Consider the following 26,164-nt stretch of genomic DNA (forward strand, 5'->3'; position numbering starts at 1 on the left):
TCGACGAACGGCCCGAACAGGAAATCGATCACGCGGCCGTCCCGCGGTGATCATGATGCTCGTGCGCGTGATCAACAGGAATATGCGCGTGATCAACCCGGTTTTGCGCGTGATCATGGCCCTGATGATGCGCATGACCGCGGTCGCAGACCGGCGCGTCCTCGTCCCAGGCTTCCGAGAGGGCCTGCGCCCGGGCCAGGTTCGCCGGGGTCAGGACAGACGCCGTCGGCCCCCAGGCCACCGGCTCGCGGGCCAGGAGCAGCGTGTCGGGGAAGTGCCCGCGCACCTGCGTCAGGTCGTGGAGGGCGGCGACCACCGTGCGGCCCTCTGCGTGCCAGGCGCCGATCAGGGCTAGCAGGTCGGCGGAGGTCTGGCCGTCGACGCCGGTGAAGGGCTCGTCGAGGAGGATGATTCGGGCGTCCTGCACGATGAGCCGAGCGAAGAGGGCCCGCTGGAACTGCCCCCCGGACAGGGTGCCCATCGGCCGGTGCTCGAAGCCGACGAGACCGACCGCGGCGAGCGCCCGCATCAGGATCGATCGATGGGGAAGGAGGCTGCGCCAGGGGCCGAGCTGGGCCCAGAGCCCCATCGCCACGAGGTCGAGGACCCGCAGGGGGAAGGTGCGGTCGATCTCGCCGGCCTGGGGCAGGTAGGCCACGGCCTCGCCCGCCGGCCGCCGCTCGATCTCGCCCTCCAGGCAGGGGATCTCGCCGACGATCCCCTTCAGGAGCGTCGACTTGCCCGCGCCGTTCGGGCCGACCACCGCGAGCAGGCTGCCGCCGACGATGACGCCTTCGAGGTGGTGCACGGCCGGGTGCCGGTCGTAGCCGAGCGTCAGCCCGCGCAGGGCGATCGCGCCGGCTGCGCCTCCGTCCGATGCGGCGTTCACGAGACCCAAAGGATGGCTCCCCAGAGCAGGCCGGCCAGGCCGAGCGCGAGCGCGAAGCGCTGCGCGGCGCCGGACTGGAACAGGGAGCGTCGCGAGCCCTCGTTCATGGGAGACATTCGCATCGGCAGGGTTCGGGTCACGCGGCTCGATCAAATTGCCCGAACGGACGCCGAGGCTTATGCTGGGGCGCTGATACACTGTAACAGCAGCCGAGTTCAACGGCGGTCGGTCCGATCCGAAAACCGTTCCAGGAAGGATTCATGCACGACCACGCCAAGGCTCATGGCAACGAGGCCCATGGCAGCGACGTTCATGGCAGCGACGGCTGCGGCGCTGGGGCCGACGACGTCGTCGCCCGGGCGGAGGCGCTCTGCCGCGACCGCGACCTGCACTTCACCCGATTGCGGCGCGACGTGCTCGCGGCGGTGGCGGCGCAGACCCAGCCGCTGGGCGCCTACGACATCGCCGAGCGCCTGAGCGGGCCGGGCCGGCGGGTCGCGGCGGTGTCGGTCTACCGGGCGCTCGACTTCCTGACCGAGCATGGTCTCGTCCACCGCATCGCCAGCCGGAACGCCTTCGTCTCCTGCGGGCATTCCCACGGGGACAATGCCGGCCTCGTCTTCCTCATCTGCCGCCAATGCGGCGGCATCGACGAGACCACCTCCCCGGAGGTCGAGGACGGCCTCGGCCGGACGCTGGCCCGCGCGGGCTTCAAGCCGTCGAGCCGCATCCTGGAGGTCGAGGGCGAATGCGGGGCCTGCCTGGAGAAGCAGGCCGCCGATCAATAGGCGTTGCGGTAGGCGCGGGGCGAGAACACCGTCTGGAACAGGATCTGGATGTCGAGCCAGATCGACCAGTTGTCGATGTAGTGGAGGTCGTGGCTGACGCGCCGCTCCATGTCGAGGTCCGTCAGGGTCTCGCCGCGCAGGCCGTTGACCTGCGCCCAGCCGGTGATGCCGGGCTTCACGTTGTGGCGCCGCGCGTAGAGGGCGATGCGACGCTCGAAGCTGCGGTCGTGGGCGAGCGCGTGGGGCCGCGGGCCGACGAGGGACATCTCGCCGAGGATGACGTTGATGAGCTGGGGCAGCTCGTCGATGTTCGAGCGCCGCAGGACGGCGCCGATGCGGGTGATCCGGGCATCGTTGCGGGAGGCCTGCCGGAAGACGGCGTCGCGCTCCGTCTTCATGCTGCGGAACTTGTAGACCGCGAAGGGCTGCTGGTTGAAGCCGTAGCGCTTCTGCCGGAAGAAGACCGGGCCTGGGCTGTCGAGCTTGATCAGCAGGGCGACCGCCGCGAAGAGCGGCGCCAGCAGCACGAGCGCCGCCAGCGCGACGCTGAGGTCGAGGGCGCGCTTCAGGAAGATCTCGCCCGAATGCAGCGGCCGGCGGCCGATGCCGATCCCGGACAGCCGCCCGACGCGGGCGACGTGCAGGTCCGGGAAGCGCTCCATCACCGCGCCGGGGCGCAAGTGAAGCGCCGCCGGGACACGCAGGAAGGCGTCGACGCAGCGCTCGATGTCCGACACGTCGGACCACGGCACCAGGATGAAGACGTCGTCGGGCCGCAGGAAGCGGACGACGGAGACCGCGAGATCGAGATCCTCCGACATCTGCGCGTCGCGCGCCGCGGCGTCCGCGGCCGGGTCGACCCGGCGGAGGTAGCTCGTCCCGATCACGCGCAGGCCGAGGCTCTCCGCATCGTTGTGGGCGTAGAAGCGGGCGATGTCCTCCTCGAAGCCGACGAGGTGGACGCGGTTGACCGAGGCCGACTCGGCCGTGATCGCTCGGCGCACCAGGGCGACCATCATCAGGCGCACCAGCAGGATGGCCGGGAGCCCGGCGAGGAAGGAGCCGATCGAGACGACGCGGGACAAATCGTGCGTCGTCTTCGTCGCGAATCCGACGACGAGCACGGCGGCCCAGGCCGTAAGCCAGAGCGTGGCCGTGCGGCGCAGGTGGGGCTGGTACGAGAGCTGGTTCTCGATGCTGTACTCCTCGCGCACGAGGTTGGTCAGCAACACGATCAGCGCCACGAGCGCCGAGATCTGCGGCGCCGTGCTGAACCCCTCCGGCAGGATCTGCCCGGTGGTCGCGTAGAAGTAGAGGAGCTCGACGGCGTAGGCGGAGCCGATGATCGTGAGGAGGTCGGCCATCGCGACGGCCGCCGAGATGCCGAGCCGGAAGGCGGCGCGGCGGCGGCGCGGCATCAACGCGGCCCAAACGTCCCGGCGGTCGCCAGCCGGAACCGAAAGGCTTTCGTAGATCTCAGGAAGCCGATCTTGAAACATCGATGCGCCGTGTACCATGGTGGGCCGAATGTGTCCCAATCCGAGCGGGTTCTTCACCCGATCTTTGTTTCGGCTTTTGTGGGAGCAAACCCTGGGCCCTCCGATGAAAAGCTGCTCGACGATCGTCGATCAAATACTTAGGTAGTCGTTCTCGCCCTCAGGGCAGAGTTTCCCTCCATTGCAGTGGCGGCTGCGCAGCCGGTCGGCGATCGACGCGCGCTTATACGCAGAAGAGCGCCCGAAGGTTTCGCCGTATGGAGAACGGGAGGACTGACGGCGGTCCCGCCGATGCTGTCGTCGGGCCGGGGCGCGGATGCCCGGAGGGAGCGCGGGGCTGGAGCGCTCCGCGCGATGCGCGTGGATGTTCAGGGGTCCGTTCACCCGGGCGGCACGGCAGGCCGCGAAGAGCCTCTCGCCTTTCGGCCGAGAGGACCGCGCTTCAATCGAGGGGCGCCTGCGCCGGATCGGTCCGCAACGCGCTCTCCTCGGATTCGACGGCACGCCGACCCGCGTTCGGTCGATTGCCCTGGGAGCAGCCCTCGCACACGGATCGTGTCGCAGCCTGGGTCTTGCGAGCGATCCTCGCGTCGAACGCCTGCTGGCGGGCATGAGCCTCGGCGTTCTCCGGCAGGATCGTGGTCGCGGCGTCGGTGTGCGCGCGCATGGACTCGGTGGAGGGCTGGGCACGCGCCGACGGCCGCGCTTCCGCATGCGGCGCCCATGCGAGGATGCCCGAGAGGACCAAAACCATCCGCCGCATGGGTCTCCCCTTCCCCCGAAGGATCGCAACGCGCTGCGAGGATCACCGCGTCCGGCGGCCTTGCCTGCGCCGCACAGCGGCTCCCGTTCCCCTCAGGCGAGGACACGGCCCGCAGCAGGCGAGCGTCACCGCCCCTGGCACGCGGTTAAACGCTTCTTCACCCGGACACGGGATGTTCGTCGCATCAGAGGTATGCGCGACACTACGAGCCGGTGGCAAGATGAATCCCGAGGTTGTCAGGGAGTTGGCTCGGGGGGAACTCGCGCGGCTGCGCGCGCTGTCCAACGTCCTCGTCGAGGGCATCGCGGTCTTCTGCGCCGATGGAACGATCCTTGAAGCGAATCTCGGCCTCGGCGCGCTGCTCGGCCGCGAGCCGCGCGACCTGATCGGACGCCCGATGGCGGACCTCTTCGCGGTGCCGCCGCCCGCGCTGCCCGCCGCGATGCGCTCGGCCGAGGTGAGTCTGGCCGGCGAAGGCGGGGCCGTGCCGGCCGAGCTTCACGTCCGCACCATCGAGCTCCTCGGCCGCCAGCACGTTCTCCTCGTCTTCCAGGACCTGCGCGCGCGCCGGGCGGCCGAGGAGCGGATCAGCCGCAACGCCCGCCACGACCCCCTCACCGGCCTGCGCAACCGGCTCGGCCTCGAACAGGCGCTGCTCGCCGAGCAGACCCGGGCGGAGCGGTACGGGGCCGACTTCGCGGTGCTCTGCCTCGACCTCGACGGTTTCAAGGCCATCAACGACGTCCACGGCCATCCGGCGGGGGACGAGGCCCTGCGCATCGTCGCCCAGCGCCTGACCGAGGTCACCCGCGAGACCGACCTGGCGTTCCGGCTCGGCGGCGACGAGTTCCTGATCCTGCAGGCCTACACCGCGGAGGCGCATCAATCCGCACGTCTGGCCGAGCGGCTGGTCGAGGCCATCGGCCGGCCCTTCCTCATCGGCGACGTCGCGCTCAGCCTGGGCGTCAGCATCGGCATCGCGCATTTCCCGACGCACGGGCGCGATGTCGATGAGCTGCTGCGCAACGCCGACGCGGCCCTCTACAAGGCCAAGCAGGAGGGCAAGAACACGCATCGGTTCTTCGATCCGTCGTTGAACGAGGCCCTGCAGCGCCGCCGCGCGATCGAGGCCGAGCTGATGCACGCCATCGACCGCAGCGAGCTCGACCTCACCTACGAGCCGGAGATGGAGGCCGCGTCGGGGGCGGTGATCGGCTTCGAGGTGCGCCTGCGCTGGAACAGCTCGCGGCTCGGCACCGTCGACCCCTCGGTGTTCATGCCGATCGCCGAGGATGCCGGCCTGATGACCGCGCTCGGCGAATGGACCATCTACGAGGCCTGCCGCCTGGCCGCGACCTGGGACCGGCCGCTCGGCATCGGCCTCAGGATCTCGCTGTTCCAGTTCTCGAGCGGCGACCTCGCCCTCACCTTCGTCCAGGCCCTGCGAGCCTCGAACCTCGATCCGAGCCGGCTGCGCGTCGACCTCAGCGAGGCGACGCTGACGAAGGGCGGCAAGCGCGTGGCGGAGACCTTGGCCAAGCTGCGGTCCCTGAAGGTCAAGCTCGGGCTAGACGAGTTCGGCACCGGGCCGGCCTCGATCAACGCCCTCCACGAGGGCGGCTTCGATCAGCTGAAACTCGACCCCGCCGGCCTGCGTGAGGACGACGAGGCGCTCCGCCGGCTGCGCGCGATCATCGCAGTGGGCGGCGTGTTCGGGCTGCGGATCGCTGCGCCGGGCGTGGCGACGCCCGCCCAGCGCGACCGGCTCGCCGCGCTCGGCTGCCACGTGATCCTGGGCGAGGTTGTGAGCCCGCCCCGCGCCATCCAGGCTTTCGCGCCCTTCACCGGCGCCGCCGCGGCGCCGAAGCCGGGCGGCTCGGGCACGCTCGCCGCCATGCGCGAGCTCCTGGGCCAGTTCCAGCCGGCGAGCCTGCCCGTGCTCGTCGTCGACGACAGCGAGATGGTCGGCGACACCCTGTCGGCGATGCTGACCGCCTTCGGGTTCGCCCAGGTCGACCGCGCCACGGATGGCGGCTCGGCCCTGAAGAAGCTGCGCCAGCGCCGCTACGGCCTCGTCATCTCGGATTGGAACATGGTCCCGATGAGCGGGATCGAGCTGCTGAACCGCGTGCGCGCCGAGCCGTCCCTGCGGGCTTTGCGCTTCCTCATGCTCACGGCCAATGCCCGCTCCGCCTCGCGCATCGAGGCGCGGAACGCCGGGGTCGACGGCTTCCTGGTCAAGCCCTTCCGCCCGGACGCCCTCGCCCTGAAGATCCGGGAGCTCCTCTCCGTGCCGCAGGACCTCGACCGGGTCGGCTGAGCCCGGCCGCGTCATGGGGCTGCCGGTCGTCGGCAGCTCGCGTCCGTCACCGCCGCTCGTCGCGCGACCCGCGGATCCCCTCTCCCCCTGGGCAGGGCGATCGCAGGCTGGGTTCTTCAACCACCTTTGTCATTCCGGGACGCCTCAGGCGAGCCCGGAACCCAGAACCGCAGGTCGCGATCCAGCCCGCCTCGTTGGCGGCTCTGGGTTCCGGGCTCCGCGGAGCCTGTCCTCGGACCGGCCGAAGGCGAGATCCGGGGGCGGCCCCGGAATGACCACGGGGGGTGCCAGGGAGACGGCTGGCCGATGAGCCGCCTCATCTGCCATCGACCTCCCCCTGGGAGAGGGAATCCGTCGCGCCGTCGGCCTGCCATGACGCGCCGGCGGCCGTCTCAGGAGACGTACTGCACCCCGACATCGACGCCGCTCTGCCAGCGCACCCGGCAGCGGCGCTTCTGGCCCGCGCCGACGATGACGAGGTCGAACTCCTCGGGCAGGGCGAAGAAGGCGTCGAAGCGCAGGGCGGCCCCGGTCTGCGAGACGTTGCGCAGGGTGCAATCGAAGGTCGACCCGGTGTCCGGGGTCATGATGCGGCCCCGCTTGAACACGCGCTGGCGCGGCGAGCGGCGGAAATCCGCCGTACGTATCGTGGGGTCCTCGGCCTCGGGCGGGGCCGGGCGGGCGGGCGCCGGCTCGTCCATCGGGACCTCCGCCGCGGCCGGCTCGCGGCCGGCCGCGCTCGTCGCGAGGACGACCCGCTCGCCGCTCTCGCGCGCCTCGCGCAGGCGGCGGCGCGCCTCCGAGAGCACGCTCTCCGTCGTTCGGCCATCGATGAAGAACAGGGCGCCGCCGATATGCGCCGTCAGGTGCAGGCTGGCCTCGTCGAAGTCGGCGCGGAAATCCGTCTGCTGGCGCAGCTGCCCGGCGACCGCGGCGAGCAGCTCGGGGTCGGCGCCCGAATCGACGATGTAGAGGAAGGTGCTGCCGGCGTAGCGCCCGCAGATGTCGGAATGCCGCGCCGGCAGGCGCAGGCGCTGGGCGAAGGCCCGGAGCGCCCGGTCGCCGAGCCCGAGGCCGAAGCGCTCGTTGATGTGATCGAGCTCCGCCATCTCGATGAGCAGGAGGCCGTATCCGACGCGGCTGCGCGGGAGCGCGGCGTCGAGCTGCGCCAGGCGCGCGTCGAGGGGCTCGCGCGCCATGAGGCCGGTCACCGTGTCGATGCCGGAGAGCTGCACGAGGCGGCGATGTTCGGCCCTCTGCTCCACCTCCTGCCGGTGGCGCTTCACCGTCCGCCCGATGACGGAGACGATCTCGTCGACCTTGAGGTCGCGCTTGGGCAGGTAGTCGCGGATGCCCAGGCGCATCGCCTTGATCACCGTCCGCTCGCGCCCGTCGCCCGTCAGCATGATGGTGGGCGGCGCCTCGGGGTAGCGCGCCTCGATGGTCGCGTGGACGGCAAGCCCCGTGTCGCGCCCGAGATTGTAGTCGAGCAGCACGCAGTCGATCGGCCGCGCGTCGAGGATCGCGAGCAGCTCCTCCGTGGAGGCGGCCGGGAAGAACGCGTAGTTCGGCTGGCGGGCCAGGAGCACGCCCATGTATTCGCGGTAGAGCTGGTCGTCGTCGAGCATCGCGACCGCGATGGGACCGTCGGATGCCGAATGCGTCATGCTCGTCCTCGCGCGGAGGGTCCCAGGTTCGAAGAGGAAGCGGGCCGGGGGGCTCGCCGCTATCCTTCAGACCATCACAGATTCATAAACGGACTCGCAATACCCTGCGCACCGGGCGTCCGGTTTCCGGTGCGCGGCCCGTATGCGTGCCAGGCTTGGTTGCGTGACTGAGCCGCACGTACCCGGTGTGGTTTTCGCGGCTCGCGGCATGCCAGCATTAAGTATTCCGGTCTAGGCCAGCCTTCGCGCTCTGGTACTCGGTGGTTGGGGAGCAGGACCGCGTGGACACGCCTCTACGACCCCCGCGCGGCGCCAGACGCATCTCGATGGCCACGCTGGTCACGCTCGTGGCCGCGATCCTCATCGCCGCGATCGGCACCTGGCAGATCGCGACCTCCCGCGCCGTCGCCCTCGCCAACGCCGACGAGACCGCCCGCAACCTCGCCACCGCGCTCGCCCAGCACGCGGCCCGGACGATCGAGGGCGCGGACCTCGTCCTCTCCGGCACCATCGAGCGCCTGCGGGGCAACCCGGACCGGGCGGGGCTGAAGGAGTTCCTGCAACGGCGCGCGGCCGAGCTCCCGCAGGTGCAGAACCTCGCGGTCCTGTCGTCCGACGGCGCGTGGCTCCATGACTCGGTCGGTCCTCACGGGCCGCTGAGCAGCGCGGACCGCTCCTACTTCCAGTGGCATCGCGACAATCCGGATGGTGGCGTCCACGTCGATCTGCCGATCGTCAGCCGTTACGACGCGGCCCCCGTCTTGCCCGTCTCCCGCGGCCTGAGAGGGCCGGACGGGCGCTTCGAGGGCGTGGTGAGCACGACGCTGCGCCTCTCCTCCTTCCGGGACTTCTACCGTCAGGTGAAGATCGGCGAGCAGGGGACGATCGCCCTCTGGGCGGATACCGGCCGCATCCTCCTGCGCGAGCCGGAGGCGTCGGCGATGATCGGGCGCGACCTGTCGCGGGGCCGGCTCTTCGCCGTGGGCCTGAAGGCCGGACCGTCGGGCGTCATCCACAACCCCGCCTCGCCCGTGGACGGCCTGGAGCGCATCGTCGGCTTCCAGCGCCTCGACCGCTACCCGCTCGTCGCCACGGCCTCGATGTCGGTCGACGAGGCGCTCGCGCCCTGGCGCCGCGAGGCCACGATCCAGGGCTCCGTTCTTGCTCTGGCGACGATCGCGCTCCTCGTGCTCGCCGCCGGCCTGGAGCGCCGCCAGCAGCGGATCAGGGCCTCGGAGCATGCCTGGCAGGACGCGCAGTCCCTCTTCCGCGGCCTGTTCGAACATTCGACGGATTCGCTGTTCGTGCATCGCGTCGGCGAGGACGGGGAGTTCCGCCTGGAGGCCTGGAACCCTGCCGCCGCCGCGGCGATGGGCCTGCCAGCCGAGGCGGTGATGGGCAAGCGGCCCGAGGATCTGCTCCCGCCCGCCCACGCCGCGCAGGTTCGCACGGAGCTCGAACTCGCCGTCCTCTCCGGCGAGCCCCTGCGGACGGAGGATCACCAGATCCTCGGGGGCGGGCTGAAGAGCTGGGAGGTCATCCACGTTCCCCTGCGCGATCCCGGCTCCGACCGGATCGGCCGGGTCTTCGTCGGCGTGCGCGACATCACCCACCTCAAGGTGGCCGAGGCGGAGGCGCGCGAGGCCAACCGCCTGCTCACGATGGCCGAGCAGGTCGCCCATGTCGGCCACTGGCACATCGACCTGCCCTCGAACCGGCTGACCTGGTCGGAGGAGGTCTACCGCATCCACGGGCTCGATCCCGCCGCCTTCCAACCGACGGTGGACGGGGCGATCGAGCGCTATCACCCCGACGACCGCGAGCGCGTCGCGACGGCGGTGCGGCGCGCCATCGAGGAGCGCGAGTCCTTCGCCTTCGAGCTGCGCATCCGGCGCCCCGACGGCAGCATCCGGCAGGTCCTCGCACGCGGCATCTGCCAGGGCGAGACCGATGCCGAGGGCAGGTCCGTCGGCATCCGCGCAATCTTCGGCGTCTTCGCCGACCTGACCGAGCTGAAACAGGCCGAACGCGCGCTGGCCGAGAAGTCGTCGCTGTTTGAGGCCGCCCTCGAGAGCATGGACCAGGGCCTCCTGATGATCGCCCCGGACGGAACCGTGCCCGTCGCCAATGCGCGCGCCCTCGAACTGCTCGGCCTGCCCCCGGCCCTGATGGCGTCGCGCCCGAGCTACCGCTCCGTGCGGGAGCACCTGCGGCTCACGGGCTCCTGGGGCGAGGCGATCGAGGATTCGAGCCACTGGGAGCTGGACGAGGAGAACCGCACCGCCGATCTCCGCTCCGAGCGGCGCCGCGCGGACGGCAGCGTCATCGAGATCCGGTCCATGCCGATCCGCGGCGGCGAGGGCTACGTCCAGACGCTCACCGACATCACGCAGCGGCATGCCGCCGAGAACCGGGTCCGGGACAGCGAGGCCCGCTACCGGCTGCTCGCCGACCATACCTCGGACCTGATCATCCTCGGCGACGCCGAGGGCCGGGACAGCTACGTCTCGCCGGCGGTCACGAGCATGCTCGGCTACAGCCTCGACGAGGCGAGCCGGATGCGCCTCCTGAGCCTCGTGCATCCCGACGACGTCGCGACGCTCGCCACGGCGCTGCAGGCCCTCACCGCGGAGAACCCCACCGGGTCCGCGATCTACCGGATGCAGCACAAGGCCGGGCACTGGATCTGGGCCGAGGCGGCCCTCCGGCGGGTCGACGAGGGCGGCGAGGTCCGCATCATCCGGGCGTTGCGCGACGTCACCCTGCGCCAGCGGCAGGCGGCCCACCTCGAGCGTGCCAAGGTCGCGGCCGAGGCCGGGGCCCGGATCAAGGCCGAGTTCCTGGCCAATATGAGCCACGAGCTGCGCACGCCGCTCACCGGCATGCTCGGCGTCCACGATCTCCTCCAGAGCGATCCCTCGGTCAGCCCCTCGCAGAGCCGGTTGATCGCGCTCGCGCAGGAATCCGGCCGCTCGCTCCTGACCATCGTCAACGACATCCTCGACTTCTCGAAGATCGAGGCAGGGCAGCTGGCGATCGAGGTGGTGCCGTTCGGGCTGCGGGCCCTCCTGAAGAGCTGCCGCGAGCTCACCATCGAGGCCGCCAAGGGCCGGGATCTCGCCATCGTCGCGCAGATCGATGCGGACGTGCCCGATGCGTTCCTGGGCGATCCCGTCCGGATCCGGCAGGTGCTGCTCAACCTCTCCACCAACGCCATCAAGTTCACGCCGGCCGGCACGGTGACCCTGCGGGCGCGCTGGCTCGACGGGGCCGAGGCGCAGCCGCGCCTCCGTGTGGACGTCGTGGATACCGGCATCGGCATCGCCGCGGAGACGCTGCCGCACCTCTTCGAGCGGTTCAGCCAGGCGGACGGCTCGATCTCGCGCACCTACGGCGGCACCGGGCTCGGCCTGGCCATCACGCGGCGGCTCGTCCGGCTGATGGGCGGGGAGGTCGGCGTCGAGAGCCGGCTCGGCGAGGGCTCGACCTTCTGGTTCGAGATCCCGCTCAGGCCGGCCCAGGGGCAAGGTGCCGCCTCGACGGAGGGCGAGGGCCTGACGCCCGCCGGGCAGCGCGGATACCGGATGCTCTTCGCGGAGGACAACGCGATCAACCAGGAGATCATCGCGGCGGTCCTTCGCCGGAAGGGGCATGACGTCACGATCGTCGGGGACGGGGCGGCGGCCGTCGCGGCGGTCCAGGCGGAGACCGTCTTCGACGTCGTGCTGATGGACGTGCAGATGCCCGGCCAGGACGGCCTGTCCGCCACCGCCGCGATCCGCAGCTGGGAGCGCGAGCACGGCCGCCGCCGGACCCCGATCATCGCCCTGACCGCCAATGCGCTGGCCGAGGAGGTCGAGCGGTGCAGCGCGGCCGGGATGGATGCCCACGTCGCCAAGCCCGTCGACTGGACGGACCTGTTCGCCGCGATCGAGAGGCTGCTCCGGGCGGCGGAGCCGGCGACGAACGATCGCGGTGGGGAGCCGGACCCCGCCCGATCCACGGACGTCCTCGACGAGACGATGCTGGCGATGCTGGCCGGCGTCCTCGGCGAGGGCCGGATCTCCGGTCTTCTCGCGGCCTTCCAGAGCGAGGTCGAGCGGCGCCTGGCGCAGCTCGAAGCGCCCGGGATCACGGCCGCGGAGCTGTCGCGGGAGGCTCATGCCATGGTGTCGCTTGCCGGCCAGCTCGGCTTCGCCGCGCTGGCGAGGCTGTGCCGCGAGATCGAGGAGGTCTCCGCCCACGGCGCCGGCCTCGACCGCCTTCCCGAGTTGCGCGCCGCGGCGTCGCAAGCCATCGCGGCCGCCGCACGGACGCCCTACGCCAAGGCGGCGTGAGGGGACAACCAGCGCCGGGACGGGAGCCGGCTTCCGGCCCAACCTCGCCGCGGGACGTCGGTCTACGCCATCCTCGCAGGCGGCGGTTCGGTGAATGGGCTTCTGGAGCCCGTCCCGCTCAGGTCTGTGCCGCGGCGTCGGCGAGCTGCTGCGTAATCAGGCTTGCGCCTCGTCGAGGTCGACGAAGGTGGGCGGCTTGAGGACGGTGACCGCGAGGCCGAAGCCCGCTTCCACGAACCACCGGCCCGCCTCCTCGCCATGCCCTTCGCCCAGCCGCACCAGAACGGCGACGAGATACCCGCCGGCGAAGACGAGCCGGCCGTCGGTGTCGCCGCCTCTGGGCGCGACCTGCACAGGCTCGAGGCGAAGGCTCATGCGGCAGAGCGGTCTCCCAGGTGCAGGTAATTGGCCTTGAACTCCGCCAACGTCCTCAGGCGCTGCAAGTTCAGGATCGTCAGCCGCCTGCCCCCCAGTTCGATCAGCCCCTGCCGCCGCAACTCCTGCAGCGAGCGGTTCACATGCACGTTCGACAAGCCCGTCGTGTCGGCGATGTCGAGCTGCGTGATCGGCAACTCGTAGCTGTTGCCCTGCGCGAGGCCGACTGCCCCCAGCCGCACCAGCAGCTCGCAGAACAGATGCGCGATCCGCTCCACGGCCGAACGGCAGCCGACATTCATCAGCCACTCGCGCAGGGTCGCCTCGTCCACCAGCGTCGTCATCCGAAGCGCGCGAGCGATCTGCGGATGATGCTGCACCAAGGCCGCCACGGTCTCGGGGGCGATGCGGACCACCTTGCAGGCCGAGAGCGTGGTGATGGTGTGATCCATCCGGGAGAGCAGCGCGACGTCGAGATCGCCCGTGTCGCCGGGCACGAGGTAGGCCATGATCTGGCGATGGCCGTTGGCGCGGTGCTTGAGCCGCCCGGCAAAGCCCTCCATGACGAGCAGCACGCCGTCGGGCCTGTCGCCCTCGTGCACGAGACTGGTCTGCGGCGGGACGATGCGCGCATTGGCGCTGATCTGCTCCAGCACCGCTCGGTCGGCCTCGGACAAGGCCGCGAAGCCTTCCAGCTTGCGCACGAACGGGTTGCTCACGCTCCCGGCCCGCTCGACCACCGGGGAGAACGTGGCTTGCTCATCGCCCGCAGGCGCAAGCCCGGACAGGGAGAGCTCGTCACACAGCGCCAGCACGTCCGAGGCCGAAGCGGGCTTGATCAGCCACGGCGCCCCCTGGAAGGCGACGAGGTGGGATTTGTCCTGCTGCTGCCCGGAATGGATCAGGAAGAGCACCCGACGCCGACGCAGTTCCTCGGCCAGGGCGATGCTGGAGCTGTCCCTGAGCGCGATGTCGATGACGGCGAGCGTCGGATCGTCCTGACCGAGCCCGGCCAAGGCCTCTCGCGTCGTCGCGAACGGCCCGAGCACGCGGTAGCCCACCGTCCGCAGCGCGTCGCTCAGATCCAGGCCGACAAAGCTGTCCGCATCCGCAACCAGCGCCACAGGCTGCCTAGCCATTTGTTTCATGCAGAGCTCCGGTGAGAATTGCCGGAGCCTATGTCCTGGCGGCCTGGCAAGCTAACCGAAGCTATAAACACAAAATGCATTGCGCAAAAGCTATCCGCGGGGCCGGTCGGTTTTCAGACCTTCGTTTTGTATGGTATCGAACATAACGGAATTCATCCGCTTTCACCCGGGCCTGCTTGTAATACTTCCGCCGCCTTCCCAAATCGATCTCATCGTTTGCTGAAATCTCTGAGCGCGAACGGCAGGGAGACGCGCGGTGCTCTTGCTCCGACAGGGAGACGAGAGCCGTGGTCCAGCTTCAACAGAATGCCGTTCGCAACCGCCTGATCAAGGCGATGTCGCCGGATGATTTCGACCGGCTGCAGCCGCACCTATACCTCACGGATCTTCCGCTCCAGCAGATGCTGATTGCGCCCAACCAACGGGTCGAGCACCTGTATTTCCTGGAGAGTGGGGTTTCCTCGATCACCGCGCAGGGTTCCGACGGTCGTGTCGAGGTGGGCATCGCGGGACGGGAGGGGCTGGTCGGCGCCGTGCCGCTGCTCCTGGGCAGCGACCGGGTTCCGCACGATCATTTCATGCAGCTCGCGGGCGAGGGCTGGCGCATCGGCGCGGAGGCGTTGCTGGCTGCCACGGATGCAAGCGCCACCCTGCGCCGGCTCCTGCTGCGCTACATCCAGACGGAGCTTGTTCAGGTCCGCCAGACGGCCTTCGTCAACGCAAGCTTCAACATCGAGGCTCGCCTCGCCCGCTGGCTCCTGATGTGCCACGACCGGGTGGACGGGGACGATCTCCTGCTCAAGCACGAGTTCCTGTCGATGATGCTGGGCGTGCAGCGCTCCGGCGTGACGCTGGCCCTGCAGAACCTGGAGGGCGCGGGCCGGATCAAGGCCCGGCGCGGGCGCATCACGGTGATCGACCGCGAGCGCCTGGAGACGCTGGCGGATGGCAGCTACGGCGCGCCCGAGGCGGAATATGCCCGCCTGATCGAGGGCGCCTTATGCCGCGCTACTACTTCAACCTGCGGCACAAGCCGGGCCCGCGCGGGCTGGCCGAGGATCTGGAGGGCGACGAACTCGCCGACCTCGGCGCTGCGCGCGCGCAGGCGTTGCGATCGGCGCGCGACCTGATTTCGCGAACGCGGTCGCACGGCGTGCGGGACTGGTTCGTGTGCTCCTTCGAGATCATGGGAGCCGACGGCCGGCCCCTCCTCCCGGTGCCGTTCGCCGACACCGTCCGCGAGACGGAAGACGGCGCGTGAAGACGGCGCCCTCGCGCCTCGGCCCTGTTCCGGACCCTAGTCGCGCTGGTAGCGGAAGGCGGGCGCCGCCTCGAGGGCCGCGCGCGTGAACCGGATCTCGGCGCGCACCGGCGTCGCGGAGGTGCCGCCGGCCGGAACCGTGGCCGTCCCGCGGGGCTGCGAGGGGGCGGCGACGGAGCCCGTCTCCTCCGTGACGGTGCCGCTGCGCCGCTCCTCGATGACGTTGAAGACGTTGTCGCTCACCTTCGCGCCCGGCATCGTGTCGGGTCCCGCGCTGGCCGCCGCGGCGGCACTCGGCGCCTGTCCGGGCGTCGTGCTCGAGCGCGGCCCCGCGCCCTCCCCCGTGTTCCAGGCGATCTGATCGAAGGGGATCGCGACCGCCTTCTCGCCGATGCCGAGGAAGCCGCCGACGCCGACCACCACGGCCGCCACGCGGCCCTGACCGTCGAGGATCACCTCCTCGGTGCGCCCGATCCGCACGTGATCCATCCCGACCACTTCGACGCCGACGAGCTTCGAGGCGCGCAGCCCGCCCGCCGGCATCTCGGCCAGCAGCCGGTCGCCGGGCTGTGCCGCCGCCGGCTTGGCATCGGGCGCCGTCTGCGCGACGGCGGTCCCTGCGCCGAGGAGGACGGCAAGCAGGCTCGCGCGGATCATGGGGCTGGGCATGGGGTTCTCCTGAGGTCACGCGAGCGGACCTTCGCCGGGAGAACGGTCGGGAGCGCCTGCGAGTTCACCGGCCGGCGACGGCCTTCGCGGCCGGTCAGGCCGCGCGGGGCTGCTGCGCCTGAAGCTTGGCGAGCTCGACGGCGGCGCGCAGCTCGATATCCGCCAGCACCCCGTCGAGGCGCGGGTCGCCGCTCTCGCCGGCCCGCTCCGCGAGGCGGCCGGCGATCGTCCGCAATTCGTAGGTGGAGACGCGGCCCGACAGCAGCGACGCCTTGAGCCGGTCGAGCCCGTCGAGCAGGTCGTGCCCGCGCCGCACGGAGCGTCGGCGGCGCTCGCCGGGCGTGTCCGCGTTGCTCTGAAGGGTGAGGATGGCGTCGAGCCCGGCCATCGGCGCCGCGGGCGCTGCGCCGCCGGCGGCGGTCGCCTGGGGCTGCGCGTCCAGCGTGAAGGCTCGCGCGCCTTCCGGCCGACGCGCGGGGGCGGCGGAGCCTGCGGCTTGGGCGATAAGGCTGTGACCGACGCGCATGATCTGCAGGACCCCTCCCAGGCATTCGTCCCGGCCGCCACAGACTCGGCCCGCTTGGTTAACCCGGCGTAAACGGCCGGGCAGATCCTGCCGGGTCGGCAGTTTGGACCGGCCCCCTGCGGCCCGTCCGGCTCTGCGCGCCGAGAGGAAATCCTTCAAATGCAAGCACTTGGATTGAGGGAGCGGTTGGCATGGTCCTGGCAGAAGGAGGGGGCGAACCCGTCCTCCAGCCGAAACGCGACATGCGAGTCCAGACAGCCGGCCAGCCCCGCCCTTCCGGTCTCCTCCGCCTCCTCGGCGGGGTGCTGGCGCTCCTGCTCCTGGCGCAGGGCCCCGCCGCCGCCCTGTCGCGGGTGAAGGACCTTGCGAGCATCGAGGGCGTCCGCCAGAACCAGCTCGTCGGCTACGGCATCGTGGTGGGCCTCAACGGCACCGGCGACACGCTGAACAACATCCCCTTCACTCGCCAGTCCCTGCAGGCGATGCTGGAGCGGCTCGGCGTCAACACCCGCGGCGCCACCATGCGCACGCAGAACCTCGCCGCCGTGATGGTGACGGCGAGCCTGCCGCCCTTCGGCACGCAGGGCAACCGCATCGACATCACGGTCTCCTCCCTCGGCGACGCCAAGTCGCTCCAGGGCGGCACCCTGCTGGTGACGCCGCTGCTCGGCGCCGACGGCGAGGTCTACGCGCTGGCGCAAGGGTCCGTTGCCATCGCAGGCTTCTCCGCCGGAGGCGAGGCCGCGTCGATCACCCGCGGCGTGCCGACGAACGGCCGCGTGCCGAACGGCGCCATGATCGAGCGCGAGATGGCGTTCAAGATGAACGACATGCGCTCGCTTCGCCTCTCGCTGCGCAACCCGGACTTCACGACGTCGAAGCGCATCGCGGCCGCCATCAACGACTTCATGGCCGCCGACACCGCCGAGCCGACCGACCCGGCCACGGTCACCATCCAGATCCCGGCCAAGTACGCGGGCAACATGATCCGCCTCGTGACCGAGATCGAGCAGCTCAAGGTCGAGCCCGATCAGACGGCCCGCGTCGTCGTGGACGAGCGCTCCGGCATCATCGTGATGGGCCGCGACGTGCGCGTCTCGACGGTCGCGATCGCGCAGGGAAACCTCACCGTCACGATCACCGAGCAGCCGCAGGTGAGCCAGCCCAACGCGCTCAGCCAGGGCCAGACCGTCGTCGTGCCGCGCACCGGCGTCCGGGTCGACACGGGGGACGGCAACAAGCTGGCGCTCGTCAAGGAGGGCGTGACCCTGCGCGAGCTCGTCGACGGGCTCAACGCGCTCGGCATCGGCCCGCGCGACCTGATCTCGATCCTCCAGGCCATCAAGGCGGCCGGCGCCCTGCAGGCCGACATCGAGGTGATGTGAGCCGATGCGCCGCCCCGCCCCCACCCGCCCGCGATGAGGTGACCGCCATGCTGCAACTCGCTCCGCTTGCCGCCTCCGTTGCCATGGGCGTGGGCAAGGCCATCGTCGGCCAGGTCGCCGACGTCGTCGCCAAGGCCAAGGCCGCCGAGGCCAAGGCCCCGGGTGCCAAGACTGCTGACGCGAAGTCCCTGGACGTCAGGTCGGCCGCCGAGGCCAAGGCGCGCAAGGCCTCGACCGAGTTCGAGAAGATGTTCCTGGAGCAGAGCCTCGACCGCCTGACCTCTTCCGACGGAACGGACGGTCCGCTCGGCGAGAACGGCACCGGGGGCGGCGTCTACCGCTCGATGCTCACCAAGGAATATGCCGGCCAGATCGTGAAGAGCGGCGGCGTCGGCATCTCGGACCAGATCTACCGCGAGATGATGAAGATGCAGGAGGCCGGCGATGCAGCCCGGATCTGAAATGAAATCGCCCCGCGTCATTGACCGCGCCGGCGCGCAGACCCTGATCGCCGGCGTGATGGACACGATGCAGGCGCTGGAGGCGGTCCTGGCCGAGGAGAGCGCACAGGTCCGCGCAGGGCGGATGCGCGAGGGCCTCGCGCAGGCCGATCGCAAGAGCGCGCTGGCCGCCGCCTACATCCAGGGCCTGGAGGCCTCCAAGGCGAATGCCATCGCCCTTGCCCGCTTCGCGCCCGACGCGATCGAGGGGCTCAAGGTTGCGCATCGCCGCTTCGCGGGCGTCGTGGAGGCGAACCAGATGGTCCTCGCGACGGCCCGCTCGGTGTCCGAGAGCCTGGTCAAGACGCTGGCCGACGAGGTGAGCCGTTCGCGCACCCCGACCCTCTACGGCGTGCCGGCGACGACGCCCTCCCCCTATGGCCGCCCGGGCGCGGCCGGTTCGCAGCCGCTGATCCTGTCACGCAGCCTGTGACCCGCCGCGTCCCCCCACGTCGACCGGGCTGAAAGCGGGGCGCTGCCGACGGGTCAGCGTCGCCCCGAGCCGATCCGCACGAAGGTGCGCACGGGCCCGAGATCCGTCTGCGTGCGTGCATCGATCTGGAATCGCCCGTCCGTGACAGGTCTCGCCACCGCGGCACGGCGGTCGATGCGTGCCTCGATCCCGCTCACGATCCGGCCGCCCAAGCGGATGCAGGTGTCGCTTCCCGGAATCCGGATGAAGCCCGGCCCTTGAGTCGGGCACGGCCGCGCCGCCTGCGTCGCGGGCTCCGCCCGTTCACGGGCCGCGGCGGGGAACGCCGCGACGAGAGCCAGGGCCAGACAAGGAAGCCATCGGAGCGCCATGGCCGCCAGACTTGATCGGTCGGCGACCGTGGTCAAGCTCAGCTGAGGTAGTTCACCAGCGAGAGCTTCGAGAGGATCGAGGTGACCTGGTAGCTGGCCTGTAGCTGGGTCTGCAAGGACAGGAGCTGGACCGTTACCTCGTTGGTGTCGATGGAATCGATCCCCCCGAGGGTGTCCTCGAGCGCCGCCCGCGCGGATCGGTTCTGCGCCTTGGCGTCCTGCATGTTCTTCGAGGCGAGGCTGAGGTCGCTGGCCATGCCCTCGATGCTGTTGGCCGTCCCGTCGGGGACCAGGATCGAGCGCGAGCGCTCGGCGAGCGCCTGGTAGCGCGCGTTCTCAGCGGTGCCGGCGGCCGGGTCCGTGAAGCTCTCCGCGGCCAATGCCGCGATCCCGGCGAGGACGGTCTGGATCGGAGCCTCGTTGGCCTGGGCGCCGATGCCGACCTTGACGTTGGCGTTGACCTGAACCGTTGCGGTCTTGCGCGGATCGGTCGACGTGTCGTCGCCCGTGTACCAGATCATGGTCTTCGGACCCGACGCCGGTTCGGAGAGGAAGCCGCCATTCGTCGCGTCGACGCGGCGCGGCGCGAAAGCCACCTGCTTCGATCCAGCGAAGAAATCCTGCGACGCCACGACCGACGAGGCCGCGGCAAGCGTCGTGGAGGCGCTCGCGTCAAGGGAGGCCGAGAGGGCGTTCTGCAGGTTCGTGGCAGTCACGGCCGGATCCGAGTTGATCAGGAACTGGCCGGCGGAGGCTGTTCCCGATGCCTTTGCGGTCAGCGTGATCGTGGTCGAGGTGCCATCGCGCAGACCGAGGGTCACAGTGACCGTATCACCGTCAGTGGGAGGGGCGGAGACCGTGAAGGAGGCGCGCGCCGGCGCTCCGCCGGAGAAGTTCACGATGACGCCGGGTGGGCTCGCGCTCTGGGCTCCGGCGACCTTCTGGCCGGTCAGTTTTCCAGCGAGGCTGACAGCGGCCGTCGCTCCGGCGGCGAACTCGTTGGGGCCGGTCGGCGTCGTGCGGGCGGTGTAGTCGACGAGCTTCTGGCTGCCGTCCGGCTGGTTGACCGTGACGCGGATGATGTCGCCGTCCTGAGGTTGCGGCGCCGGCGGGGGCGGAAAGCTGAGCGCTACATCCGGCGCTACGGCCGGCGTCACCGCCGCCTGGATCGCCGAGGGCCGGGAACTCGTCGCCGAGCCGAGGATGAAGCCGAAATTGGCGCGATTCGCGGCGCCCGTGTCGCTGGTGCTGGGAGCCGGCGCCGCCGCGTTCGGCGCCTCGGAGAGAGAGACGACGCCCGCGCTCGGGGAACCGACGGTCAGGTTGCCCTTGGCCGGCGCGGCGGTGCCGTTAGCGCCCTTACGCTCCGCGATCACATTCTTCAGACCGTCGATGCCGAGGCCCGGATTGCCGTTGAGGATGGCGTCGCTCGTCGCCACGGGCGCGGCATCGGTCTCGCGGCCGCCGAAGAGGTAGCGGCCGGCCGATTGCTGGTTGAGGGCGTCGAGGGCCGCGTCGAGATTGCTCTGGGCGATCTTGATCGAGGTGTCGACCGCCCCGGCCGTGCCGAAGGTGCCCGACGAGGCAAGCGACGAGCGGACCTGGTCGCCCAGGCTGGAAACCTGGGTGATGCTCGCCGCCGAGAGGTTGACGCGGGTGGTCGCTCCGTCGATGGCGGAATCGTAGCCGTCGAGGGCGGACAGGGTCGCGTGCGCCGAGAGGCTGGTCGTGCGCGCGGAGCCGAGGCCGCCGTAGCTGTCGGAGGCCTGCTGGGTGGCGAGCTGCGTCGAGAGCGTGTCGAGCCGGCTCTTGAGCGCTAGCAGGTTGCTGGTGTTGCGATCGGAGACGTAGGTGCCGGCGGCAAAGGGCTTGATGTACATCGGCGTCAGATCCGCATGAGGGTGTCGAGCATGTCGCGCGCTGCGGTCAGCACCCGGGCGTTGGCGTTGTAGGCGGTCTGGAGCTGGATCAGGTTCGACATCTCCTCGTCGATGCTGACGCCCGACTCGGAGGCGAAGCGGCCCTGAGCGGTGGAGAGGGCGATGCGCTGACCCTCGTCGAGGTCCTGGGCGCTCGCGGCCCCTGCCCCCTGCGCGTCGATGATGCGCTGGGTGAAACCCTGCACGCTGTCGCTGAACGGCGCCCTGACACCCCCGATCCCGCTCGCCGCGGAGAAGGTCAGGTTGGTCTTCGTCAGGGCATCGTACAGGAAGTCCGGGCGCGTGGTGTCGCCGGTCTGCGGCGAGGTCGTGAAGTTCACGAGGCTCGAGGTTTTCGCGACGACGGCGGGATTGACCGTGATGCGCTGCGCGAAGCCCGTCAGCTGCGAGCCAGGGTCGAACGACCCGGTGAAGAGGCTGCCGCTCCCGTTCCCATCGATGAACAGGGCCATCTGGGGCACGCCCTGCGCGCTCGTATCCTCGGGCGCGTTCGGCACGGTGATGCCGGCCGAGGCACCCAGAACCTCCCAGTTTCCGGGACTGGCGAAGGTCACGGCAGCGGCCCCGCCCGACGCCGTGATGTCGGGGACCGGCTGGGTGCCGCCGAGGCGCGCGCTCAGGGCGGTGATCGCCTCGGCGATCCTGGCGCCGTAGGTGGAAGGCCCGCCGGAGATGTCGAAGGATTGCGCGAAGGCATTGGCGTCGTTCGTCTGCGCCGGATCGATGGCGGCGCTCGGGTCGCCCGATGTCGGAACGAGGATCAGGTTTCGCGTCGCCCCATCCGGCGTCCTGAGCGCGACGGTGATGGCGTTGCCGGGCTTCAGGCCGGTGAGATCGAGGGCCAGGCTTCCGCCGGTCGCCGCGACCGCCTCCTGCCGGTCGGACACCGAGCGCGCGACGCCTGCGGCGAGATCGTCGAGCTGGCGCTGCGCCTGGGGCAGGATGGTGTCGCGCAGCTCGATCCCGGCGGCGAGCGAGCCGGACCGGATCGCGTTCGAGGCGATCAGGTCGATCTTGGCGCCCCCCGGCGTCGTCGCCGTGATGGTGCCGACGCCTCGGGTGGTCGGATCGGTCGTGTAGGCCGCGTCGGGCGAGAGCGTGCTGCGGCCATCGAAACTGAGGGCGGTCACGATGTTGCGCTCGACGAGCGTCACGCCCGATCCGGTCAGGACGCTCACAGAGCCATCCTTCTGCGGCACGGTCTGGATGTCGAGGAAGGCCGAGAGGCCGGTCAGCTTCTGGTCGCGCTGATCGAGAAGGTTGGCCCGCGTGGCGGGGTCGGTCGTCGCCGCGACCTTGGCGTTCAGGTCGGCGATTGAGGAGAGGAAGCCGTTCGCCTCGATGGTGTCGTTGGACAGCTGTGCCTCGGCGGCACTGCGCAGGTCCTGTACGCCCTCCGCGATGTCGGTGATCTTCGCGGCGAGCGCGGCTGCGCGGTCGACGACAGTCGAGCGGGCCGGCGGCGAGGTCGGATCGGCGGCAAGTTCCTGGAGCGAGAGCGCGAAATTGTTGACCGCACCGTCGAGGGCGGTCGAGGAGCCGGGCGTGCCGAAGAGCTTGTCGAGCTGCGACCGAAGATCGGCGATGCCCGACGTATAGGCGGCGCCCGACGTCTCGAGGCGGAGCTGCTTGAGGGACGCCGCGTCGAGCGCCCGCCCGATCGTGCCGGTCGCGACGCCGGCATTGCCGATCCCGCCCGCGACGGAGGTCAGCGTGCGCTTGACGTAGCCCGTCGTGCCGACATTGGCGATGTTCTGCGAGACGACGCCGATCGAGGCCTGCGTCACGCGCAGACCGGCGGTCGCGGTGTTGAGTGCGTTGAAGCTCACCTCACCCCTCCCTCATCACATCCGTCGTTCAGGCGACGCATCAGCGGATGATGTTCATGAGGGCGGACATCATGTCCTGCGCCGTCGAGATCACCTTCGTGTTCGCAGAATAGGCCTGCTGGGTTACGATCATCTTAGAAAACTCGCTGGCAATATCCGTATTCGACTGCTCCACGTTGCCGCCCAGGACGGTCGTCCCCCGCAGGCCCAGGAGGGGCTCGCCGGATTCGAGGGTCTGCTCGTAATTGCCGCCCGAATCGGCTTTCAGCCCATCGTCGTTCGCGAACTGGACGACGCTGATATTGGCGAGCTCGATCGTGTTGCCGTTCGTGTACGTGCCAGAGATCTTGCCGTCGGAGGTCACCGAGGTGCCGATCAGGGTCCCCGAGGCGTAGCCGTCCTGCTGGAGGGTGTTGGTCGTCGTCCGGCCGCTCGAGGCGTTGTATTGGGTGAGGCCGCCGCTGCCGTACTGAAGGGTGATGTTGCCGAGATTCGTGCCGTCGATCGTCAGGGCGGGGATGGTCACCGAGTTCCCCGCCGGCGCGATGAGCTGACCGCTGCCATTGAACGAGAAGGACGTGCCGGCGTTCGTCCAACCGGATTCGTTGCCCGCAACGCTGCTGTCCGTGGCGTAGAACAGGTTCCAGACGTCGTTCAGGCCCGCCCCGACATCGCCGTTCTGGACCTTGCCCCATCGGGTCTGGACCGTCACCGGCGCGCCGCTATCCGTGTAGGCGGTGAGCGACGGGCCCTCGATGGTCTGGTTGATGAAGCTCGGTGCGTCGGCGACGGACACCGTCGAGGCGCCGGTGGGGGTCAGGATCGCCGGGTTGGCGCCGGAGGCCAGGGCGCCGAGCAACTCGGAGCCTGCGCTCGTCGTGCTGGCATTGCTCGTGGCAGGCGACCGCGGCAGGTTCGCCGAGTAGGTGATGGTCGAGGTCGCACGAGCGGGCAGGATCGAGTTCGAAATCTGGATCGGTCCCTGCCCCCTCGCCTGCCCCGTGCTCGGGTCGAGGGTGGTGCCGGTGAGGTAGGCGCCTCCGCCGTTGACGAGGTAGCCGTCCTTGTCGAGGGCGAAATCGCCCCGGCGCGTGTAGATGCTGCCCGGCGCGAAGCCGGTCTGCCCGTTCGCGTCCCCAGTCCTGCGCTGGACGACGAAGAAGCCGTCACCGTTCAGCGCCATGTTCGTGCCGATGCTGGTCGCGGCCAGGCCGCCCTGGATCGTCGTGGTGAAGCGGGAGTTCGCCGCGACGGACCCGGCGACCTGGCGCCCGAGCGTCTGCTCGGCGACCAGGTCGACGAAGCTCGTATCGACGCGCTTGTAGCCCGTGGTCTGCGAGTTCGCGATGTTGCCCGAGATGTTCTCGAGCGAGAAGGATTGCGCCTTCAGGCCGGAGACGGCCGTCTGCATCGCGCTGAAGACATCCATGATCCAAACTCCATTCGCAACGCCGCGGGTGCGGCCGGCCCTGCCGGGGCCCGCTTCGCGACGGGTTCTGCAAGCGCCGCGCCAAGGCTAAGCCCTTGATTTCGAAGGGTTCGGGCAACCGGCGCTCGGCAGAACCGGCGCGTCGGCATCGACCGGCCGGCAGGATTTGCCTAGGCATCCCCGGGCGTCCCGCGTTTACGCGCCGTTATGCTCGTTGCGGCTAGGATAGGGTCTGGGCCGGCTCGGAACGCTGACATGAAGAACAAACGGACGACGCTCGTCCACCTGATCTACTTCTCGCGGCTCAACCTCGCCGCGGATGCGCCCACCCGCGCGCGCCAGCTCGGCGAGATCACCCGGCAGGCTCAGAAAAAGAACGAGTTCTCGGTGATCACGAGCTTCCTCGTCGTGGAGCAGAACTTCGCCGCGCAGGTCATCGAGGGCGAGCGGATGTCGGTCAACGAGACCTTCGCGCGGATCAGCAACGACACCCGTCACCGCGACGTCCAGATCGTCGAGTGGCGCGAGATCGTGAAGCGGGAATTCGTGAACTCGTTCGCGACGGGCATCCGCAGCGCGGCCAACGACGCCCTGTTCCAGAAGGCCAACCTGATGCCGATGTTCCAGCGCGGCACGCCCCGGGCCGCTACGATCCATGCCCTGGCCGGGGCGCTCCAGGCCGAATCCATGTCGAAGCAGGGCATCGACCATCTCTTCGTCTGAACCTTAAGCCCGGACCGTGATGTCACCGCCGCGACCTTGAGTCCTTGAACGCCATGAGCGAGACGCCCCCGATCCTCATCGTCGACGACCAGGAGAAGCTCCTGAAGCTCGTCGTCCTGTTGATGAACCGGCTCGGCTTTCCGGACGTCGAGGGCGTGACCGACGGGTTCGAGGCGCTGGAGCGGCTTCGCCAGCGCAAGTACGCCCTCGTGATCTCCGACCTCGACATGGAGCCGATGGACGGGCTCGCGCTGCTGCGCGAGATCCGCGGCGACGACGCGCTGATGAACACGCCCTTCATCCTCACCGAGGCGTCCTTCGAGTTCGAGGACATCAACATGGCGCACCAGGCCGGTGCCGACGCCTTCATCCTCAAGCCGTTCGACATGGCGGTGCTGAAGGGCAAGCTCAAGCAGGTGATCAACCGCAAGCCGCGCCGTCGCGAGGCGCCGCTCGCCGCCGAATCGACCCTGACCGTGGATTTCCCGATGCTGGGGAAGTTCTGAGCCCTGCTCAGTCGGCCACGATCCGCTCGTAGAGGTGCCAGGTCGCGTGGCCGAGGATCGGCATGACGACCGCGAGCCCCACGAAGAGCGGCAGCGAGCCGAGCACCAGCATCCCGGCCACGACGAAGCCCCAGAGCGTCAGGGTGCGCGGGTTCTGCCGGAAGGCCGCGATCGAGGTCTCGATTGCGGTCAGCGCGTCCGCCTCCCGGTCGACTAGCAGCGGCACCGAGACGATGCTGACGGACAGCGCGAGCAGCGAGAAGGCGAAGCCGACGAGGTTGCCGAGCAGGATGAGCGCCCAGCCCCTGGGCGTAGTGAGCACCTCCTGCGCGAAGCCGAGGAAGGTCGCGGGCGCATAGGCGCCGTAGAGCGCCCAGTAGAGGCCCTGCGCGGCGACGAGCCAGGACAGGAAGATCACCGCGAGCACGAGGCCGACCACGGCCAGCGCGCCCGCCGCCGGTCTGCGCAGGCTCGCGAAGGCATGGTTCCAGCCCGTCTCGAGGCCGCGCGCCCGCCGGCGGCTGAGCTCGTAGAGACCGACCGCCAGGAAGGGTCCCAGCAGCGCGAAGCCCGCGGCGAGGGGGAAGAGCATCGGGATGACGTTCGCGCCGAAGGCGAGGAGCGCCACGAACACCCCGACCAGCGGATAGAGAAGGCTGATGAAGACGACATGGGTCGGCATCGCGAGGAAATCCTCGAAGCCGAGCCGGAACGCCGTCTTGAAGTCGTCGGCGCCGATGTCGCGGACGCGGAGCCGGTCCGCGACGCGGCCGGGGAAGATCGCCTGAACTGTCGTCATCGCTCGTACC

At 70.1% G+C, this 26,164-nt stretch carries 22 protein-coding genes and 1 pseudogene; 10 read left to right on the forward strand and 13 right to left on the reverse strand.

Going from position 1 to position 26,164, the window contains the following annotated elements:
- Nucleotides 1-28: 28 nt before the first annotated feature.
- Nucleotides 29-898 carry a metal ABC transporter ATP-binding protein gene (locus MFF55_RS01490; protein ID WP_238242309.1) on the reverse strand — a complete coding sequence of 290 codons (870 nt, stop codon included), beginning with the start codon at nucleotides 896-898 and terminating at the stop codon, nucleotides 29-31.
- Between the two features lie 251 nt (nucleotides 899-1,149).
- Here MFF55_RS01490 and MFF55_RS01495 point away from each other — a divergent pair, with 251 nt between their 5' ends.
- Complete coding sequence (locus tag MFF55_RS01495; protein ID WP_238242310.1) at nucleotides 1,150-1,677, forward strand: Fur family transcriptional regulator; 528 nt, start codon at nucleotides 1,150-1,152, stop codon at nucleotides 1,675-1,677.
- Here MFF55_RS01495 and MFF55_RS01500 read toward each other — a convergent pair.
- A complete protein-coding gene (locus MFF55_RS01500; protein ID WP_238242311.1) occupies nucleotides 1,671-3,176 on the reverse strand; it encodes an undecaprenyl-phosphate glucose phosphotransferase in 1,506 nt (501 codons plus the stop codon). The two genes, MFF55_RS01495 and MFF55_RS01500, sit on opposite strands and share 7 nt — an antisense overlap.
- A gap of 439 nt (nucleotides 3,177-3,615) precedes the next feature.
- Nucleotides 3,616-3,936 (reverse strand): hypothetical protein, encoded by a 321-nt coding sequence (locus MFF55_RS01505; protein ID WP_238242312.1) that lies wholly within the window; start codon nucleotides 3,934-3,936, stop codon nucleotides 3,616-3,618.
- A 220-nt stretch (nucleotides 3,937-4,156) separates the two neighbouring features.
- On the opposite strand from MFF55_RS01505, the gene MFF55_RS01510 reads away from it, so the two are divergent.
- Entirely contained in the window at nucleotides 4,157-6,256 is a 2,100-nt protein-coding gene (locus tag MFF55_RS01510) for a diguanylate cyclase domain-containing protein (protein WP_238242313.1), read from the forward strand.
- Nucleotides 6,257-6,648: 392 nt separating this feature from the next.
- Here the strand turns inward: MFF55_RS01510 and MFF55_RS01515 are convergent, their stop codons facing one another.
- Complete coding sequence (locus tag MFF55_RS01515; protein WP_238242314.1) at nucleotides 6,649-7,923, reverse strand: diguanylate cyclase domain-containing protein; 1,275 nt, start codon at nucleotides 7,921-7,923, stop codon at nucleotides 6,649-6,651.
- A 326-nt stretch (nucleotides 7,924-8,249) separates the two neighbouring features.
- On the opposite strand from MFF55_RS01515, the gene MFF55_RS01520 reads away from it, so the two are divergent.
- Nucleotides 8,250-12,260, forward strand: a complete 4,011-nt coding sequence (locus MFF55_RS01520) for a PAS domain S-box protein (protein ID WP_238242315.1) — start codon at nucleotides 8,250-8,252, stop codon at nucleotides 12,258-12,260.
- A gap of 156 nt (nucleotides 12,261-12,416) precedes the next feature.
- On the opposite strand, the gene MFF55_RS01525 is transcribed toward MFF55_RS01520, so the two are convergent.
- Nucleotides 12,417-12,635 carry a hypothetical protein gene (locus MFF55_RS01525; protein WP_238242316.1) on the reverse strand — a complete coding sequence of 73 codons (219 nt, stop codon included), beginning with the start codon at nucleotides 12,633-12,635 and terminating at the stop codon, nucleotides 12,417-12,419.
- Nucleotides 12,632-13,759 carry a helix-turn-helix domain-containing protein gene (locus tag MFF55_RS01530; protein WP_306421371.1) on the reverse strand — a complete coding sequence of 376 codons (1,128 nt, stop codon included), beginning with the start codon at nucleotides 13,757-13,759 and terminating at the stop codon, nucleotides 12,632-12,634. Before MFF55_RS01530 ends, MFF55_RS01525 begins: the two co-directional genes overlap by 4 nt.
- Nucleotides 13,760-14,070: 311 nt before the next feature.
- Between MFF55_RS01530 and MFF55_RS01535 the strand changes: the two are divergent.
- Together MFF55_RS01535 and MFF55_RS27045 are read left to right on the forward strand one after the other, a co-directional pair.
- A pseudogene (locus tag MFF55_RS01535) lies at nucleotides 14,071-14,781 on the forward strand (Crp/Fnr family transcriptional regulator); the annotation flags it as partial.
- A 2-nt stretch (nucleotides 14,782-14,783) separates the two neighbouring features.
- Nucleotides 14,784-15,044, forward strand: a complete 261-nt coding sequence (locus MFF55_RS27045; protein ID WP_373874688.1) for a DUF6894 family protein — start codon at nucleotides 14,784-14,786, stop codon at nucleotides 15,042-15,044.
- Between the two features lie 36 nt (nucleotides 15,045-15,080).
- Here MFF55_RS27045 and MFF55_RS01540 read toward each other — a convergent pair whose 3' ends face one another.
- Both MFF55_RS01540 and MFF55_RS01545 read right to left on the reverse strand, forming a co-directional pair.
- Nucleotides 15,081-15,713 carry a PRC-barrel domain-containing protein gene (locus MFF55_RS01540; protein ID WP_238242317.1) on the reverse strand — a complete coding sequence of 211 codons (633 nt, stop codon included), beginning with the start codon at nucleotides 15,711-15,713 and terminating at the stop codon, nucleotides 15,081-15,083.
- Nucleotides 15,714-15,807: 94 nt separating this feature from the next.
- Nucleotides 15,808-16,239, reverse strand: a complete 432-nt coding sequence (locus tag MFF55_RS01545; RefSeq protein WP_238242318.1) for a flagellar assembly protein FliX — start codon at nucleotides 16,237-16,239, stop codon at nucleotides 15,808-15,810.
- Nucleotides 16,240-16,481: 242 nt separating this feature from the next.
- On the opposite strand from MFF55_RS01545, the gene MFF55_RS01550 reads away from it, so the two are divergent.
- The 3 genes from MFF55_RS01550 to MFF55_RS01560 are packed head-to-tail and all read left to right on the forward strand — an operon-like array spanning nucleotide 16,482 to nucleotide 18,557.
- On the forward strand, nucleotides 16,482-17,624 hold the full coding sequence (locus MFF55_RS01550; RefSeq protein ID WP_238242319.1) for a flagellar basal body P-ring protein FlgI: 1,143 nt from the start codon (nucleotides 16,482-16,484) through the stop codon (nucleotides 17,622-17,624).
- 47 nt (nucleotides 17,625-17,671) lie between these two features.
- Nucleotides 17,672-18,085 carry a rod-binding protein gene (locus MFF55_RS01555; protein ID WP_238242320.1) on the forward strand — a complete coding sequence of 138 codons (414 nt, stop codon included), beginning with the start codon at nucleotides 17,672-17,674 and terminating at the stop codon, nucleotides 18,083-18,085.
- A gap of 1 nt (nucleotide 18,086) precedes the next feature.
- Complete coding sequence (locus MFF55_RS01560; RefSeq protein ID WP_238242321.1) at nucleotides 18,087-18,557, forward strand: hypothetical protein; 471 nt, start codon at nucleotides 18,087-18,089, stop codon at nucleotides 18,555-18,557.
- 53 nt (nucleotides 18,558-18,610) lie between these two features.
- On the opposite strand, the gene MFF55_RS01565 is transcribed toward MFF55_RS01560, so the two are convergent.
- Genes MFF55_RS01565 through MFF55_RS01580 form a run of 4 tightly spaced genes read right to left on the reverse strand, consistent with a single transcriptional unit; the run spans nucleotide 18,611 to nucleotide 24,126 of the window.
- Nucleotides 18,611-18,928, reverse strand: a complete 318-nt coding sequence (locus tag MFF55_RS01565; protein ID WP_238242322.1) for a porin — start codon at nucleotides 18,926-18,928, stop codon at nucleotides 18,611-18,613.
- A 38-nt stretch (nucleotides 18,929-18,966) separates the two neighbouring features.
- Nucleotides 18,967-20,808: a flagellin family protein gene (locus MFF55_RS01570; protein WP_238242323.1), complete on the reverse strand. Its 1,842-nt coding sequence runs from the start codon at nucleotides 20,806-20,808 to the stop codon at nucleotides 18,967-18,969.
- Between the two features lie 5 nt (nucleotides 20,809-20,813).
- A complete protein-coding gene (gene flgK / locus MFF55_RS01575; protein ID WP_238242324.1) occupies nucleotides 20,814-22,697 on the reverse strand; it encodes a flagellar hook-associated protein FlgK in 1,884 nt (627 codons plus the stop codon).
- 40 nt (nucleotides 22,698-22,737) lie between these two features.
- On the reverse strand, nucleotides 22,738-24,126 hold the full coding sequence (locus tag MFF55_RS01580) for a flagellar hook protein FlgE (RefSeq protein WP_238242325.1): 1,389 nt from the start codon (nucleotides 24,124-24,126) through the stop codon (nucleotides 22,738-22,740).
- Nucleotides 24,127-24,381: 255 nt separating this feature from the next.
- On the opposite strand from MFF55_RS01580, the gene MFF55_RS01585 reads away from it, so the two are divergent.
- Both MFF55_RS01585 and MFF55_RS01590 read left to right on the forward strand, forming a co-directional pair.
- Nucleotides 24,382-24,849 carry a BLUF domain-containing protein gene (locus tag MFF55_RS01585; protein ID WP_238242326.1) on the forward strand — a complete coding sequence of 156 codons (468 nt, stop codon included), beginning with the start codon at nucleotides 24,382-24,384 and terminating at the stop codon, nucleotides 24,847-24,849.
- Between the two features lie 53 nt (nucleotides 24,850-24,902).
- Nucleotides 24,903-25,355, forward strand: coding sequence for a response regulator (locus MFF55_RS01590; protein ID WP_238242327.1), 453 nt, complete (start codon nucleotides 24,903-24,905; stop codon nucleotides 25,353-25,355).
- Between the two features lie 7 nt (nucleotides 25,356-25,362).
- Here MFF55_RS01590 and MFF55_RS01595 read toward each other — a convergent pair whose 3' ends face one another.
- Complete coding sequence (locus tag MFF55_RS01595; protein WP_238242328.1) at nucleotides 25,363-26,154, reverse strand: DUF2189 domain-containing protein; 792 nt, start codon at nucleotides 26,152-26,154, stop codon at nucleotides 25,363-25,365.
- Nucleotides 26,155-26,164 lie beyond the last annotated feature (10 nt).

Source organism: Methylobacterium iners (genome assembly GCF_022179305.1).
GTDB classification, from domain to species: Bacteria; Pseudomonadota; Alphaproteobacteria; order Rhizobiales; family Beijerinckiaceae; genus Methylobacterium; species Methylobacterium iners.